This is a genomic window from Limibacillus sp., assembly GCA_037379885.1.
Classification (GTDB): Bacteria; Pseudomonadota; Alphaproteobacteria; order Kiloniellales; family CECT-8803; genus JARRJC01.
Genome location: JARRJC010000014.1, coordinates 33,278 through 47,634 on the forward strand (window position 1 = coordinate 33,278; position 14,357 = coordinate 47,634).

Here is a 14,357-nt window from a genome sequence, read left to right on the forward strand (position 1 = left end):
CCGCCGAAGACGAGGAAATCATGAGAGAAACCGAAACACCCTATTCCCGGCTGCTGCGCGACACGGCGGCGGCGCGCGCCGATTTTCTGGAAATACCGCTCATCGGACGGACGCTGCGCGGTGAGAGCGACCGAGAACTCTACCTTCGCTTTCTGGAGCAGGCCTATCACCACGTCCGACACACCTGCCCTCTCATGGGGGCGGCCCTGGCCCGCTGCCGGCCTGGCGACGAGCGGCTGCGGGCAGCCTTGATCGAGTATCTGGATGAAGAAAAGGGCCATGAGGTTTGGATCCTGGACGACATCGAAGCCCTGGGCGGCGACAGAGAGGCCGCCAAGCGTTCGGGCGGCGACATTCCGGTCCGGGTCCTCGTCGGCTACGCCTACTATGCGGTCGAGCACATCAGCCCCTACAGCCTTCTCGGCATGGTCCACGTCCTGGAAGGGATGTCGGCCCGCCTCGCGGAGCCGGCGGCCCGCGCCATAGCCGCGGCGATCGGCGCCGGCGAAGAAAGCGGGACGCGGCCGGCTGGCTTCTCCTACCTGAGATCGCACGGCGCGCTCGACAAGGCCCACGTCGCCTTCTTCGAAAGGCTGATAAACGGCATAGACCGGCCGGGCGCCCAGGACGAGATCGTCGACATGGCTCGGATCGTCTACCGCCTCTATGGCGATGTTTTCCGGTCGCTGGACAGGAAAGACGCGGAGGGGCTGCGCCATGCGTCTTGACGGGAAACTGGCACTTATCACCGGAGCGGGCAGCGGGATCGGCCGGGCGCTCGCCCTTGAAGCGGCGGGGCGCGGCATGCGCCTGATCCTCACGGGCCGGCAAAAGCAGCCGCTTGAGGAGACCGCGACCCTTGCCGGTCCCGGCAGCAGGATTGAAATCCATCCTGCGGACGTCAGTGATGGCGCCCAGCGCCACGGCCTGGCGGAGCGGGCGGAGGCCGGCGGCGGACTCGACGTCCTGGTGAACAACGCCGGGCAGCTCTGCGTGGGACCGTTCGAAAGCGAGAGCGACGAGGCGCTGGCGCGGATGATCTCGGTCAATCTCACGGCGCCCATCCTGCTGACGAAGGAAGTGCTTCCGCAGCTATCCCAGGCGAAGGGAGCGGTCCTGAACGTGGGGTCCATGTTTGGCGACATCGCCTTTCCTTGCTTTGCCGCCTATTCGGCCACGAAGTTCGGTCTGCGCGGCTTTTCAGAAGCCTTGCGGCGCGAACTCTCGGACAGCGGCGTGCAGGTCACCTACGGCGCGCCGAGAGCGACCCGGACGGAAGCGGCCGACCGCTTCGCGCATCTCGTGGACCCTTTCCAGATGAAGATGGACTCGCCTGAGCGTGTCGCCGCCTGGCTCTGGGACGCCGTCGAGCAGGGCAGGAACAGAGCCTATCCCGGCGTTGCGGAACGCCTGGCCACGATTGCCCAGAAACTGGTCCCCGGGCTCGTGGACGGAGTCCTGACCCGTCAGGCGAGGGCGGCGGTGCGGAGCGCACCCAAAGCCGAGAGGACGACGGTTTGACCAGCATTTCCGAAAGGGTCGTCGACTCACGGAAATCAGGGGAAGCCATCTGGCTTCCTTCCACCCTGGCCGCCGGGGCGCTCTTTACCGTGCTCGCCGTGCTGGGGGTCTATCTGCGGCCCCTGCTGCCGGTGGATGAAACCCGCTACCTCTCTGTGGCCTGGGAGATGTGGCGTGACCACAGCCTGCTCGTCCCGCACCTCAATGGCGCCGTCTACAGCCAGAAGCCGCCGCTGCTTTTCTGGCTCGTCGATCTGCTCTGGTCGATAACCGGGGTATCGGGATTCGGGGCCCGGCTGATCGCGCCCTTCTTCGGACTTTTGAGCATCTTCTTGACCGCGCTGCTCGCCCGCCGCCTGTGGCCGGACGAACCACAAGCTGCGGCGCGCGCCGCCTGGATCCTCGCCACGACCGGACTGTTCCTTGTCTTCGGCTCACTCACCATGTTCGACAGCCTCCTCATGGCGGCCACGCTGCTGGCGATCATCGGCTTGATCGAGCAGAGCCGGAACGGTGGTCTGCTGGGTTGGCCGCTTGTCGCCGTCGCGGTCGCCCTCGGCGTGCTCGCAAAGGGACCGGCGATCGTGGTGCATGTCGTGCCCCTGGCCTTGCTGCCATTCTTGTGGAACCCGGGGCGCTCCAAGCAAGCCCTCATCAAATGGTACCGCGGGTTCTTCCTCGCCATGCTCGCTGCTGGCGGACTTGTCGCTTTCTGGTTTCTGCCAGCCGTGCTGACCCAGGGTGAAAGCTACCTGGAAGCGGTCGTTTGGAACCAGGGGGCGGGTCGCGTCGTCTCATCCTTCGCGCATCACAAACCCTTCTGGTTCTTCATTGCGCTGGTGCCGCTCTTCCTGTGGCCCTGGGGTTGGAGCGGCAGGGCTCTCAAGGCCATTGGTCCCGGAAACCTCTGGAGGGATCAGGGCGGCCGGATCTGCGCCATCTGGATCGCTGCCGCCTTTGTCATCCACAGCGTCTTCAGCGGCAAGCAGTTGCACTATCTGCTGCCGGAGTTGCCAGCGCTGGCGCTGGTCTTCGCACGGCTCGACTGGTCCTGTGCCGGCCTGGAGGGCGCCAAGGGCTGGCGCATTCTCCCATTGGCGCCTCTCTTGCTGGCTGTCCCAGTCGCCTGGGCGGCCCATTTCGGGATGATCCCGCAGCTTGAGCAACTGTTCGCTCCGCTTCCGCTTTGGCTCCTGCTATCGGGATCGCTGGGATCGCTCTTGCTCGCCTACCTGCTGTTGATTCTGCCTCACGCGGGTCAGGTCGCCGCCCTCTCCTCGGTTGGCACCCTTGTGATCTTCTACCTGATCGGAACCCCTTTGCTGCAGGCCAACTACAGCGGCGCCAGGATCGGCGAGGCGCTGGCGGAGCACGAGAGCCTCGGCATCGCCCAATATGGCGCCAAGTACAGCGGTGAATTCACTTTCCTGGGACGATTGACGCAGCATCTGGAGGAGTTGAACACGCCAGATGACCTGCGCGATTGGGTCAAATCCCACCCAGGGGGCGCCGTGATAGCGAAATACGAGGTAGACACTCTTCCTTGGCGCCCCGAGATCGAGGTGCCCTATCGGGGTAAGAGCTACCTGATCTGGCAGGTGCCGGCCGGAGCCGGCAATCAATAGACAAGCTTCGCTGATGGCTCGCACCGCAGAGTGTCCAAGGCGCCGAACCCCATGACGCCGAAACGGGTTCGACGGTCCAGAGCGCGTTCTGCTCTCAAGCATCCGGCCGTAGTGCGAGACGCCGACCGATCCGATTTCCGACTTGGGGCTATAACGAACTCGACTGCACAAGTTCTCTGTTGATTACCGCGGGCAGAACGATTGCAGTCCCCAGGGAAATGGCGCCACCGAACAGAAAAACGGCTTCTTGGCCGATCGCACCGGCCATGAAACCCGCCGCCACTGGACTGACCGCATTGCCCAGAGCCATCGCCACGAGGGCGGCCGTGAGGCTCAGGGAGGGCAGGCTCGGAAACAGCGACATACTCCAGAAAGACAAGGTGGCGCTGAACGTCATGACACAGACGCCCTGTAGAGCGGCCGATAGAATAGCCGCGCTCATCGCCCCCGGGGCGACACCGACCAGGATCATGGAAACGGATGAACAGAGGAAAACGATCGTCAAGAGCCTCGTCACGCCGATTTTCGCAGCGATATCCGCTGCTGCAAGGCCGCTAATCCCAGCGACACCAAACGCCGCGTACATGAGTGGTCCAATCGCCAAATCGGGAAGTCCCTCAAGGTCGCCCGCAGCCTTGACCGTGTCGAAGGCGAAAGAGAGATAAACCGCGCCCGTGATGCCGAAGGACAAAGCCGCGAGAACAAGCGGGACCGAGGTTCGGGAAAAGAGAACCGTCACGCTTGAGCCATCTCTATGGGGCGCGCTTACGGAATGCCCCGCGATCGTCGGTGTTCTGAAGAGAGCATAGCCGTTTACGAGGAGCATGACTCCACCGGACAGGGCGAATAGGAACCAGGCGACACGCCAGGGGAAATCATAGAGCGCTACGGTCAAGGCTAGCAGGCCAGCGAGAGCGACGCCGACGGTAGTGCCTGTGGTAACAGTCGACAGAACGCGTCCCGTCTTGTTCGCGGGCACAGCGTTCTCCACGGCAAAGTTATAGGGCGTCCAGGCAAATCCAGCAGAGGCCGCCGCCAGAATCACACCCGACGCCAAGGAAAGGCTGTTGGAGGCCAAGCAAACCAAGCCCATTCCCATCAGCGAGCAAACTCCGCCGACCATAATGGGTGTGGCGGGGCCAATCCTCGACAACAAAGACCCTGCAATCAAAAGGCTGGCCAGGAACGCCAGAAAGGCGGCGCTCGCGATGCTCCCTGCCATCTCGGTGGATAGGGCGAACTCATCGCGGAATGCCGGCAAGAAAAGACCGTAGCCAATCCTCGCAGGGCCAAAGGCCACGGCAGTCGCGATAAATCCCGCCATTGCCAGTAGTCTGCTGTTCGTCATTGAGCCCCTTTGCCGGCCAAGAACCCTGCCGTTTGCGGCAGCGCCTCTGGCAACCTAGATCATGGGGGAAGTATCCCACTGTCAGAAAAGTGAGTTTTTATTTATCTATAGAATGTAAAATCCATTTAATATTTTTATATACTCTGAAATTTTCCTAGGATAATAAAAATACACGCCCTGAATTTCAAAAAATGGATATTCTATATTGTTCAGTGAAGAGGGATTTCGGGCGGTTGAGCGCCCCTAAGACGCATGTTGCCCGTCACTCCTCCGCGCTGTTGGCTTCGAGCAGGCTGATTATTTCCAATATGCGAGAGTGGGGAAGTGGTCGACCGTCACTCATAAAAGCTTCGTCGCTGTTGAACCAACCAAAAGCCTCGCGGAGTTCTTCAACCGAAGCGCCAGTAGCCTGAAGTTCCGCCACAAGGATGTCCTCCACAGGCCCCAGTACGGAAACAATATCATCTCGCGTCATCTGCACTGCTTTTCCCTCCATTACCTTAGAATTTGGACGTCTGAGCAATGAGGATAACTCGCTCCTCTTGATGCGCTTGAGAGCGGAGAAGTGCTATCCGATAGCTTCAATATTGTGCCTGGACCATTCTGTAACAAGGATATCACTTTCTCAGCGCGAACTTGTTGGCGCCGGCCATGTGATTGCGTGGGAGGGAATGTCCGCTTCTGACCAATTGCGGACGGGGCGGACCTGCTTGAGCGAAGATCAGCTGCACTCCTCCAGAACGAGCATCCTCTGAATTCCAGAAGGTTTCTCCAGCCTAGGACAGGCTGTCCAAAAGTGCCGCTCCACGCTGGAGGTCGGCACTCCCTTCGCCCTCGGTGAAGCTCTCCAGCAGCGGCTCTAGCAAGGCGCGCGCCTCTGCCTCGCGGCCCCCGCTTCGCATCTGCTCGCTCAGAGACATCGCGGCGCGCAGTTGCCAAGACTTGGCGCCTTGGCCCTCCGCGATCTCTAGGGCTTGTCGGAACAGATTCTCCGCATCGTCGGCGTGGCCAGCCCCGGCAGGAAGCAACATGGCGCCGCGCAGGCGAAGGGTTTCCGCGTGCATGTAGCGATCACCCGTCCGCTGGCAATGTTCGATGGTCAAGGCATTGAGCTTGAGCGCCTCCTCCTCACGGCCAAGACCGTGAAGCCCGGCGACAATCCAGCTTCGAAACATGGCGTTGCACACGCGCCCGCCGCTGGCATTCCAGAAGTCGTTGCCTTTCTTGGCGTAGGCATAGCCGCTCTCGAAGTTGCCTTTCTGAATCTCGGCGCCGCCCCGCCATTGCAGCACGTTGACGTTCTCTGAGAAGGGTCCCAAGGCCTCTTCAGCCGCGATGGTGGCCGCCTCGTTGCACAGCTCCAGTAGGCGATCGGGCAGATCGAGGTAGATCAAGCTCGTCGCTCCCGCCGTCAGCGCGAACACAAGATTGAAAGGGTGGCCGATCTTGCGCGCCAGATGGAGCGCCTCTTCCATCCTCTCCAGGGAGCGATCCGGGTAACCGCGAATCCAATCCGCCAGACTCCCCGCCCAGTGCTGGGCAAAGACCAAGGGGTCATGGTTGGTGAGAGCCACGAAACGCTGATGGCGTTGGGGCACATAAATGTTCCTTAGGGCGTCCGTGTGGCGGATTGCCCCCTCATAATCGGCCTCCCAAAAAAGCTGACAGCCCGCCGACATGTCGTGGACGACCCTCAAGTCCTCTAGCGAGGGATCTTGAGAAACGGACTTCAGCTCTTCGAGCCATTGATGAGCGCGCGCAAACTCGGTCCGTGTCTGATAGTGAACCCAAAGGCCCCATAGGATGGAGCCCAGCGCCTCCTCGTCACGGAACTGCTTGGCGATGGGAAAGGCGGGCTCGAAGGCGTCCGCCACGGAGGGGTGCGCCCAACCGAAGTTCGCCATGCGTGACGCCCCCAAGGAGACCCGGATGCCCAATTCGCGTCGATCGCGCTCCGGGGATTCGGGGAGCTGGGCCAAAGCCTCCATCGAGAGTTCCAAAGCGCCGATCGCCTCGGGCAAGGCGCTCGCCTGAAGGGACCGCCGCCCCGCCTCGAAGTAGAGCGTTGCCGCCTTTTCATAGTTGCCGGCATTGAGGAAGTGACGCCCGAGGTCCAGAAGGTCCGGGTCTTCCCTCGCCTCGAGCGCCTGGGCCAAACGCTCGTGGAGCTTTCGCCGCGCGCTGAGAAGCAAGGACGAGTAGGCCGCATCCTGCACGAGGGCGTGCTTGAAGGTGTACCGAGGCTCTCCCCTGCCGCCGCGGCGAAAGATGAGCTGCGCGGATATCAGCTGTTCCAGAGCGAGCTCCAGCTCCGCCGGCTCCATGGAGAGCGCCGATGCCAGCAGGGAGAGATCGAACTCTCGTCCGATGCACGAAGCCGCCTGGATCACCCGCTTGACCGGGGCCAAGCGGTCGAGCCTCGCCATGAGCGAATCCTGAAGGGTCGTGGGTATGTCATGGTCGGGCAGCGGCCCCTTCAGCTCGTAGTGATCCTCGTGTTCTTCGAGAATCTCCTCCTCCAGGATCGACTTGGTGAGTTCCTCGACGAAGAGCGGGATGCCATCGGTCTGCTTGATGATGTGGTCGAGCAGTTCCTTTGGCAGCGCCTTGTTGCCTGCGATCCGTTCGGCTATCGAGCGGCCGTCGGAGCGGCTGAGGCGATTGAGTGAGTGCAGCGTGACGTGACCATAGCCTGCCCAGGGCGCCTGGAACTCCGGGCGGTGCGTCATGACGATGAGCAAGGTGAGATCCTGCGCCCGTTCCACCAGCGCCTCCAAGACCTCCAGCGTGGAAGGGTCGACCCAGTGGATGTCCTCGACCAGCAGCAGGAGCGGACCCGCCTTTGATAGCTGCACGATGCGGTCGGTCAGAATCTCCAAGATGCGCTGCTTGCGGCGTTGCGGGGTCATGGTGAGGGCCGGATAGCGGTCGCCCGGAAGCGAGAGCAGGGCGGCGAACAGCGCCCTTGTTTCAGGCTTATCACTGTCGCGCACCTGGGCAAGGTGGGCTTCCAGCTTGTCCAGCCTCGTCTCAGCGGTATCTTCGGTTTCAAATCCGGCGGCGCTCTCCACCTCGGAGATGAGCGGTTGCAGTGCGGCGTTCACCTCGTGGGGCGAACATTGGTAACGGAGGATCTGGCAGCCCGCATCCTTCACGCGCTTCGTGCATTCAAACAGAATACGGCTCTTCCCGATGCCGGCCTCGCCGGAAAGCAGGACCACTTGCCCTTCGCCCCTGGAGGCATGTTCCCAACGGTCGATCAGCAGGTCTATTTCCTGGGTCCTGCCCACGAAGGGGATCAAGACCTCGCCATGCTGCATCTCAAAACGGCTGTAGGTTCGCCGGCTGCTCTGCACCTTCCAGACCCTGACCGGCTCTTCGAAGCCCTTGACGCTTTTGAGGCCGACTTCGGCCAGGTCGAAAGCATTCCTGGTCAGCAGGCGCGTTGACTCGCTGATCACCACCTCGCCGGGCTCAGCCAGGTCCTGCAATCTGGCAGCCAGGTTGGGCGTTTGGCCGACGACGCCCCCCTGCTCGCTCGTGGTCTTGCCCATCATCGTGCCGATCACGACCGGGCCGGTCGCTATCCCCACTCTCGCCGCCAGCGGCTGTCCCGCTGCTTCCAGGGCGGCGACCGATTTCGTAGCGGCCAAGGCTGCGCGGATGGCCATCTCGGCCTGCGCCTCGTGGGCGTTGGGCCACCCAAAGTAGGCGAGCACTCCATCGCCCAGGAACTTGGCGACATGGCCTTCGTAGTGGATCACCGCGTCGGCCACGACGTCGTTGTAGCGTTGCAGGACATCGCGCAGGTCTTCCGGGTCCAGTTTCTGCGACAGTTCGGTGGAGGCCACCAGGTCGCAGAACAGCACCGATATCTGGCGGCGTTCGAGCTTCTCTTCGCCATCGGTAGTGAGGGCGGACGCTGGGGCGGGCGCTGGGGCGGGCCGGTCCTCGGGCTCCTCCTTGTCCGCTCTGACAGCGGCCATGAGCTTTCGGCGGTGGCCCAGGGAAAGGCCCAGTTCCTTCAAATCATCATCCGAGAGAAACGGCAGCACCTCCAGGTCGATATCGTTGTCGGCCATGGACCCGGCATACTGGCCAAGTCCTAGGCCCTCCAGGAATTCCGCCAGTTCGCTGGAGCCTCGGTTGTTGTTTGGCATGAGTGACCCTTTGCTCCGCAGTGCTAGCTGAAGTCTACGCAAGCGAGCGATCTCTTGGAACAGTTCTCCTGGGCGGTTGAGGCGCTTAGAAAGCGCGGGCCGCTACCGGCTCGAAGCGGGCGGCTGCTTGAGCTCTCTCCAGTCTGCGCCAAGGGGGCCTTCGGTCAATCGCGCGGCAGGCCGACGGTGGGTAAACGTTCGATCTCCGAACCCCAGCAAGCGCCGATGAAGCTTCCGCCGAACAGCGCCTCAATGGACGGCAGCGAGAGGGCTGGGAAGATCTTGCGGGCCTCTAGGACGCGTTCTTCGGCGGCTCTTTCGTCCCCTCTACGCACCTCCGCCAGGGCGATGAAGATGCTGGGCCACCATGATGCCCCCGGCTCGGTTGCCGAGCGGTCCAACTCCGCTATGGCCTGAGCCAGATCCGAGGCTTCGTCCCGCATGAGGATGGCCAAACCCCTGTAGAAGAGATGGCCGGCCCGAAACGCCGACGAGGGGGCCAACCGCAGAGTGATCTCCGCTTGATTGAGGAGATCTTGCGCCTGCTTTAGCGGGTCCGTTACCCATTCGGGAGGCGCGAAAGCGAGCGCGACGGTGCGGCCGTGAGGCCCTCCCCAGGCATTTGGATTGAGTTTCTCCAGCCGGTCGGCTGCATCCAGCGCTCGTCCCGTCTCACCCAGCAGGGCGTAGATGGCGGAGGCCACGCCGTAAGCTTCTGCGTTTCTGGGATCATGCTTGAGCGCTTCTTGCACCGCATCCATCCCGAGCAGCAGCTGCTCGCGCGGCGGCCAGGCTCCGGAACAAGCCTTCCGGTAGGCGATCAGGGCCTTTTGGGTGAGCGCTCCGACATTCTTCGGCTCTAGCGCTATCGCCCGCTCGATCACCGATTGAGCCTCGTCAAGCGCCTCGAGGCGTCCCGTCGAGAGTATGGCGTTCGCCCGAAGACCCAACTCCCGTGCGTTCAGCGTGTTGATAGGGCGTTCTTCGACCAGGGACTTCTCTTGCGCGTCGATTGCGGGAGAGACGCTCGCCACCACCGCCGAGGCCAACTCGTCCTGCACGTCGAAGACGTCTTCCACGGTGCGGTCCCATTTATCGGACCAGAGCCGCCGGCCGTTCGAAGAATAGGTAAGGTGCACGGTCAAGCGCACACGATTCCCCGCGCCGCGGACGGAGCCCCCCAGGAGATAGCGGGCAGACGACTGGTCGCCGCGCTGCTTCACTTCAAGCCAGCGGAAGCGCGAGAGTTCGGTCTCCAGGTCCTCGGATATGCCATCGGCAAGAGACTGATGATCCGCGCTGTCTCCCGCGGCGGCGAAAGGGATGATCGCGATGGAGGCCAGGCCCGCCGCATTGGGGTCCCCCTGCGCCGGCCCCTTGTCCGGGTCGGGAGACTCTCCCCAAGCCCAGACCCGGACCGGTCTTGGGATGTTCTTGAGGGTCAGCGGCCCCCTATCCGAGAAGCGGGCCCGAAGCGTGCCGTCCAGGCTCGACCAAACGGTATCCGAGATGGCAAGGCCGCCCGGTGCGGCAAGAGCCTCCAGACGAGCGGCGACGTTCACGCCATCACCGAAGATGTCTGCGTCTTCGAAGGTCACATCGCCGAGATGCACCCCTACCCGCAGGGTGAGGGACGCCTCGCCGCCCAGGTCGTCCTGGAGGCTCAATGCGCAGCGCACGGCTTCAGCGGCGCTGTCGAAGGACACGAGCCACCCATCGCCGAGGCCCTTTACGATGACACCGCCATGATTGGCGACCGTCGGGTTGATGACCTGGTCGCGCAGCCGCCTCAAGGCGTCCAGCGTGCGCGCCTCGTCCTCACCCATCAACTTTGAAAAGCCAACAACATCAGCAGCGAGGATCGCCGCCAGCCGCCGGACCGACTTCGTGTTCATGGTCGGAAGACTAGCCAATCGGACCTCGATGATTCCATCGTTCATTCACGGGAAAAGAGGACGCTTAGGAGGAAACGTGCCGTGCGCTCTGGCCTAGAAGCACAGAGTCTGGCCTGGAAGCACAGAGTCGGCCCGCGCTGTGCGATGGGCAAGGTCAAGACGGCTCAGCTGTGTAGTCGGCTTCCGAAACAGGCTCCTGCCAATCCGTCTCCGTACCCTTATCGTCCGACTCTGACATGGCGATATGGCACATCATTTGATCCGGAGCAGCGCCATGCCAATGGCGGGCATTGGGCGGGATCACTACCGTATCCCCAGCCCTAATTTGCTGCACTGGCTCTCCTTCCAACTGATAGCGCCCAACGCCCGACACAACATAGAGAATCTGACCAACCGGGTGCGCATGCCAGTTGGTCCGGCCTCCAGGCGTGAACGTGACACGAGACGCGCGAAGCCTGGAAGGTTGTTCAGGAACGAAGATTTGCTCATGCATAACAGAGCCGACAAATCGATCGGATGGGGCAGTCTTTGTCGTGATGTCGTTGGATCGGATGATACGCGGCTTCATGCTCAATTCCTGTCTGCGAACTTGAAAGATAGGTGTCCCGCATTCTTTAACACGAAACATGCTGACAAGGGGCCGCTGTTGGCTAAAAGCGGACCTTCACGCTGAGCGAGACGTCAGGCGGTCAGGGATCCGCAGAAGGCATAGGTCGATACAGCTGCAAATGCGCCTAGGGTTAGGAGAAACAGCCCCCATCCCAAAAGCGCGGCACGGCGGTCTTCTACGCGGCGCACCCAAAATTGCGCAGAGACGGATAGTAGCCCAACCCCGATCATCAACCCCGTCGTGCCTATGATTGCGATCGTGAACCCGGTCTCGAGCAGGCTGAACAGGATGACGCAAAGCACGAAGAACCCAAAAACCGGGGCCAAGGGAAGCATGAAAAGCTCGATGACGGATGTCATGGAGCCGGGACAGATGGGCGAAGTGAAGTATACCCACGCGCCAGCGGCCGTTAGCGTCATGTAGACAGTAAGGAGCGCCAGTAACCAGTCGCGCCATCCCCGTCCGGCAAGGCCCAAAGTCAACATGGTCTGGGTGGCTCCTGGAATTGCCGATAGGAAGGATGAGTTTCCATCATTGCTATCAAGAACCTCTCCTGTCATGGCCGCGAGAAGCAGACTCCGTGCGTGCGCGGGCTTTTCATGAATCAGAACTAGCTCCGCGCATCCCCATGATTGGTCGCAATCACCTGAGTCAAACACAGCACTGACATAACCACCCCCTTCGATGGAGCCGAATGTGATCGTGCCGAGACCGATAACAGTGCCGTGCCACCTTGCCGCCGCCCTATGCGCCAAGCGCAAGGGCAGATCTACTGTCGCGACCTGCGTGGTTGGCCCAGGCACGCCGAATATTTTCATCCAGAAGCCCAGCCGCAAAGAGCCAACCATGGTTATCGAGAACCATGCGACGCTCCAAACAGTGGACGTTTCCGGCCCCCTTTTTGGATTGCGCGATCAAGTATGCAGACCCCCTTCCGTGATTGTCGGTCGGGTAACCGGAGCGGTTGCAGTCTCCCGAGTGGAGCATGGATCAGCTGAGGGGCCATCGATTCAATGCTTTGGTCCGCTGCTGGCTGTTGGCGGACCGGCAGGACGAAACGGTCATGAACGGCCACTTGAGAGCGCAGGCCTTAGATTTCTCGTAGTCGGCAGCCTTCGAGGAGCAACTCCGTATCCGCGGCGCCGCAAAGCTTGGTGGCCTCACTCATGACGGCTGCCGCCGATGCCGCGACCCCTCTCCGCAGCGCTGTTTCTACGCACTCTTTCCCCGCGATGCTGAGAACGAAAGCAGCCATGAAACTATCCCCTGCCCCTGTCTTGCTTCGCGCGGGCACGGGGGGCGCCTGGCAGAAAAGTTGCTTTGATTTGGAAACCAGCAGGGATCCTTCAGCGTCGAAGCCGATCGCTACAAACTTCGCAGCGCCCCTGGCGACCAAGCCGGTCCCAAAGTCTGCGGCATCTTGGATTTTCGCAAACCGCCCGCCGGCGATTTCTTCAGCCTCTGATCGGTTCAGCCGCAGAAAGAATGGCCGCGCGTCCTCCGCGTCGACCAGGTTCTTCAGGGGTGCGCCCGAGGTGTCCACAAAGAGCCGAACGCCCGCCTCGTTCAGCCGTGCGCACAAGCGAGCCGGAAACGTTTCCGCGATGCCTGGAGCTTGACTGCCGCTCAGCACCACGATCCCTCGGTCCTGTGCGAGACCGACAATCCTATCCATCGCCGCCTTGGCCTCCTCCGGACTGATTTCAGGCCCCGGAAGGATGAAACGAAATTGGTCGGAGATGCTCTCATCGAACACCGCAAGACTGATGCGCGTCATGCCTTTGACCTTCAGCACTTCGGTCTCGATGCCTTCCGCCTCCAAAGCGGAGAGCAGCAAGTCTCCAAAAGGGCCGCCGGCTAGGAGGAACGCCCTGCTGGACCCTTTCAGTTTCTTGATGGCGCGGGACACATTCACGCCGCCCCCGCCCGGATCAAACACTGGGTCGCTGCACCTTAGTTTCGGGCCCGGCGACACCGCTGCCGTCTCAGTGGCAATATCAAGCGCCGGATTCAGTGTGACGGTGAGAATATCGTCCATTGCAGCTTCCAAGTGGCCTCAACTGTAACCCTTCCGCGCGCGCCTGGCTTATGGCGGGAAGCGAACAATCTTGGGCCTTCCTCCCAACGAGCGACACAGCTCGAGATAATCCATCGGCGCATCTGAATGAATCGAGCCTCGTTCGAGACGGGCTCTCTTGAGCGATGATCCCTCTAAGCACCGCTTTGCGATGCTCTTCCGTCCTTTGGTGCGGCGCTCACTTCATAGGCCCAGACAAGGAACGACTTCATTGAGTGTGGGCCAAACGAATTGATCAACGGCACGTCTACCGCATCACGGCCCCGCGCGACCACTATCCGGCCAAGTCGTGGAACGTTGTTTCGTGGATCGAAGGTATACCAGCGTCGACCGAGAAACACCTCTATCCAGGCACTGAAATCCATCGGGTCCTGGATCGGCACTCCAATGTCGCCAAGATATCCATTCACGTATCGCGCGGGAATGTTCATGCAGCGGCAGAATGTAAGTGCCAGATGCGCGAAATCGCGACAAACACCGACCTGTTCCTGATAGGCCTCAAAGGCGGATCGGGTCGCTCTGGCATTCTCATAGCCGAAGGTGATGTGCTGATGAACGAAATCGCAGATGGCTTGGACGCGCGCCCAGCCTGGCGCCGCGCTCCCGAAGAGGTCCCACGCAGCCTGGCTGAGCTTGTCAGTCTCGCAGTAGCGGCTGCCCAGAAGATAGACCAGCACTGAATCGGGCAGTTCCGCCAATGGGACCTCCTCTGCCTCGGGGACAAAGGGATCAAATTGCCCGTCATCGTCAATCACACCGTCCCCCCGCAGCGAGAAATCACCCTCCGGCGCTACGAACCGTCGGCAGGTGTTTCCATAGAGGTCCTTGTAGGTGAGGCTTCTCACATTCGGCTCGGTGACGAATTTCTCAGGCGCGCGTAGATCGCTCAGCCGTTCGTCGTGCACTGAAAGAAGGCACACCATCGGCGTCTCTTGAGCGCAGGAGATGGTGATCTCGTATCCGAAACGAATCTGCATCAAATCTCCAAAGGCCGAGAGATGTCGGGTAAGGCTAGTATCCGTGCTTTTCATGGGGAGAGCAAAACTGTCAGACGTATGGGTCGTTTGATTTCCAGCTCAACCAACTCCATGAAGCCGCATCCATTCTTGTGCTTGATCTAC

At 61.5% G+C, this 14,357-nt stretch carries 11 protein-coding genes; 3 read left to right on the forward strand and 8 right to left on the reverse strand.

The features are described from left to right. The first annotated feature begins 20 nt into the window (after positions 1 to 20). The 3 genes from P8X75_06665 to P8X75_06675 are packed head-to-tail and all read left to right on the forward strand — an operon-like array spanning position 21 to position 3,146. Positions 21 to 728: an iron-containing redox enzyme family protein gene (locus P8X75_06665; protein MEJ1994883.1), complete on the forward strand. Its 708-nt coding sequence runs from the start codon at positions 21 to 23 to the stop codon at positions 726 to 728. After that, on the forward strand, positions 718 to 1,521 hold the full coding sequence (locus P8X75_06670; protein ID MEJ1994884.1) for an SDR family NAD(P)-dependent oxidoreductase: 804 nt from the start codon (positions 718 to 720) through the stop codon (positions 1,519 to 1,521). Before P8X75_06665 ends, P8X75_06670 begins: the two co-directional genes overlap by 11 nt. Further along, on the forward strand, positions 1,518 to 3,146 hold the full coding sequence (locus P8X75_06675; protein ID MEJ1994885.1) for a glycosyltransferase family 39 protein: 1,629 nt from the start codon (positions 1,518 to 1,520) through the stop codon (positions 3,144 to 3,146). Before P8X75_06670 ends, P8X75_06675 begins: the two co-directional genes overlap by 4 nt. A 148-nt stretch (positions 3,147 to 3,294) precedes the next feature. Here P8X75_06675 and P8X75_06680 read toward each other — a convergent pair whose 3' ends face one another. The 8 genes from P8X75_06680 to P8X75_06715 form a co-directional block, all read right to left on the reverse strand. Then, positions 3,295 to 4,494: an MFS transporter gene (locus P8X75_06680; GenBank protein ID MEJ1994886.1), complete on the reverse strand. Its 1,200-nt coding sequence runs from the start codon at positions 4,492 to 4,494 to the stop codon at positions 3,295 to 3,297. Positions 4,495 to 4,756: 262 nt separating this feature from the next. Next, positions 4,757 to 4,969: a hypothetical protein gene (locus tag P8X75_06685; GenBank protein MEJ1994887.1), complete on the reverse strand. Its 213-nt coding sequence runs from the start codon at positions 4,967 to 4,969 to the stop codon at positions 4,757 to 4,759. Positions 4,970 to 5,270: 301 nt separating this feature from the next. Next, complete coding sequence (locus P8X75_06690) at positions 5,271 to 8,654, reverse strand: adenylate/guanylate cyclase domain-containing protein (protein MEJ1994888.1); 3,384 nt, start codon at positions 8,652 to 8,654, stop codon at positions 5,271 to 5,273. Positions 8,655 to 8,818: 164 nt separating this feature from the next. Then, positions 8,819 to 10,567 carry an adenylate/guanylate cyclase domain-containing protein gene (locus P8X75_06695; GenBank protein MEJ1994889.1) on the reverse strand — a complete coding sequence of 583 codons (1,749 nt, stop codon included), beginning with the start codon at positions 10,565 to 10,567 and terminating at the stop codon, positions 8,819 to 8,821. A gap of 136 nt (positions 10,568 to 10,703) precedes the next feature. Further along, positions 10,704 to 11,117, reverse strand: coding sequence for a cupin domain-containing protein (locus P8X75_06700; GenBank protein ID MEJ1994890.1), 414 nt, complete (start codon positions 11,115 to 11,117; stop codon positions 10,704 to 10,706). A gap of 113 nt (positions 11,118 to 11,230) precedes the next feature. After that, positions 11,231 to 12,007: a hypothetical protein gene (locus P8X75_06705; protein ID MEJ1994891.1), complete on the reverse strand. Its 777-nt coding sequence runs from the start codon at positions 12,005 to 12,007 to the stop codon at positions 11,231 to 11,233. Positions 12,008 to 12,249: 242 nt separating this feature from the next. Continuing rightward, positions 12,250 to 13,197, reverse strand: a complete 948-nt coding sequence (locus P8X75_06710) for a 1-phosphofructokinase family hexose kinase (protein MEJ1994892.1) — start codon at positions 13,195 to 13,197, stop codon at positions 12,250 to 12,252. Positions 13,198 to 13,370: 173 nt separating this feature from the next. Next, positions 13,371 to 14,213, reverse strand: a complete 843-nt coding sequence (locus tag P8X75_06715; protein ID MEJ1994893.1) for a transglutaminase family protein — start codon at positions 14,211 to 14,213, stop codon at positions 13,371 to 13,373. Positions 14,214 to 14,357 lie beyond the last annotated feature (144 nt).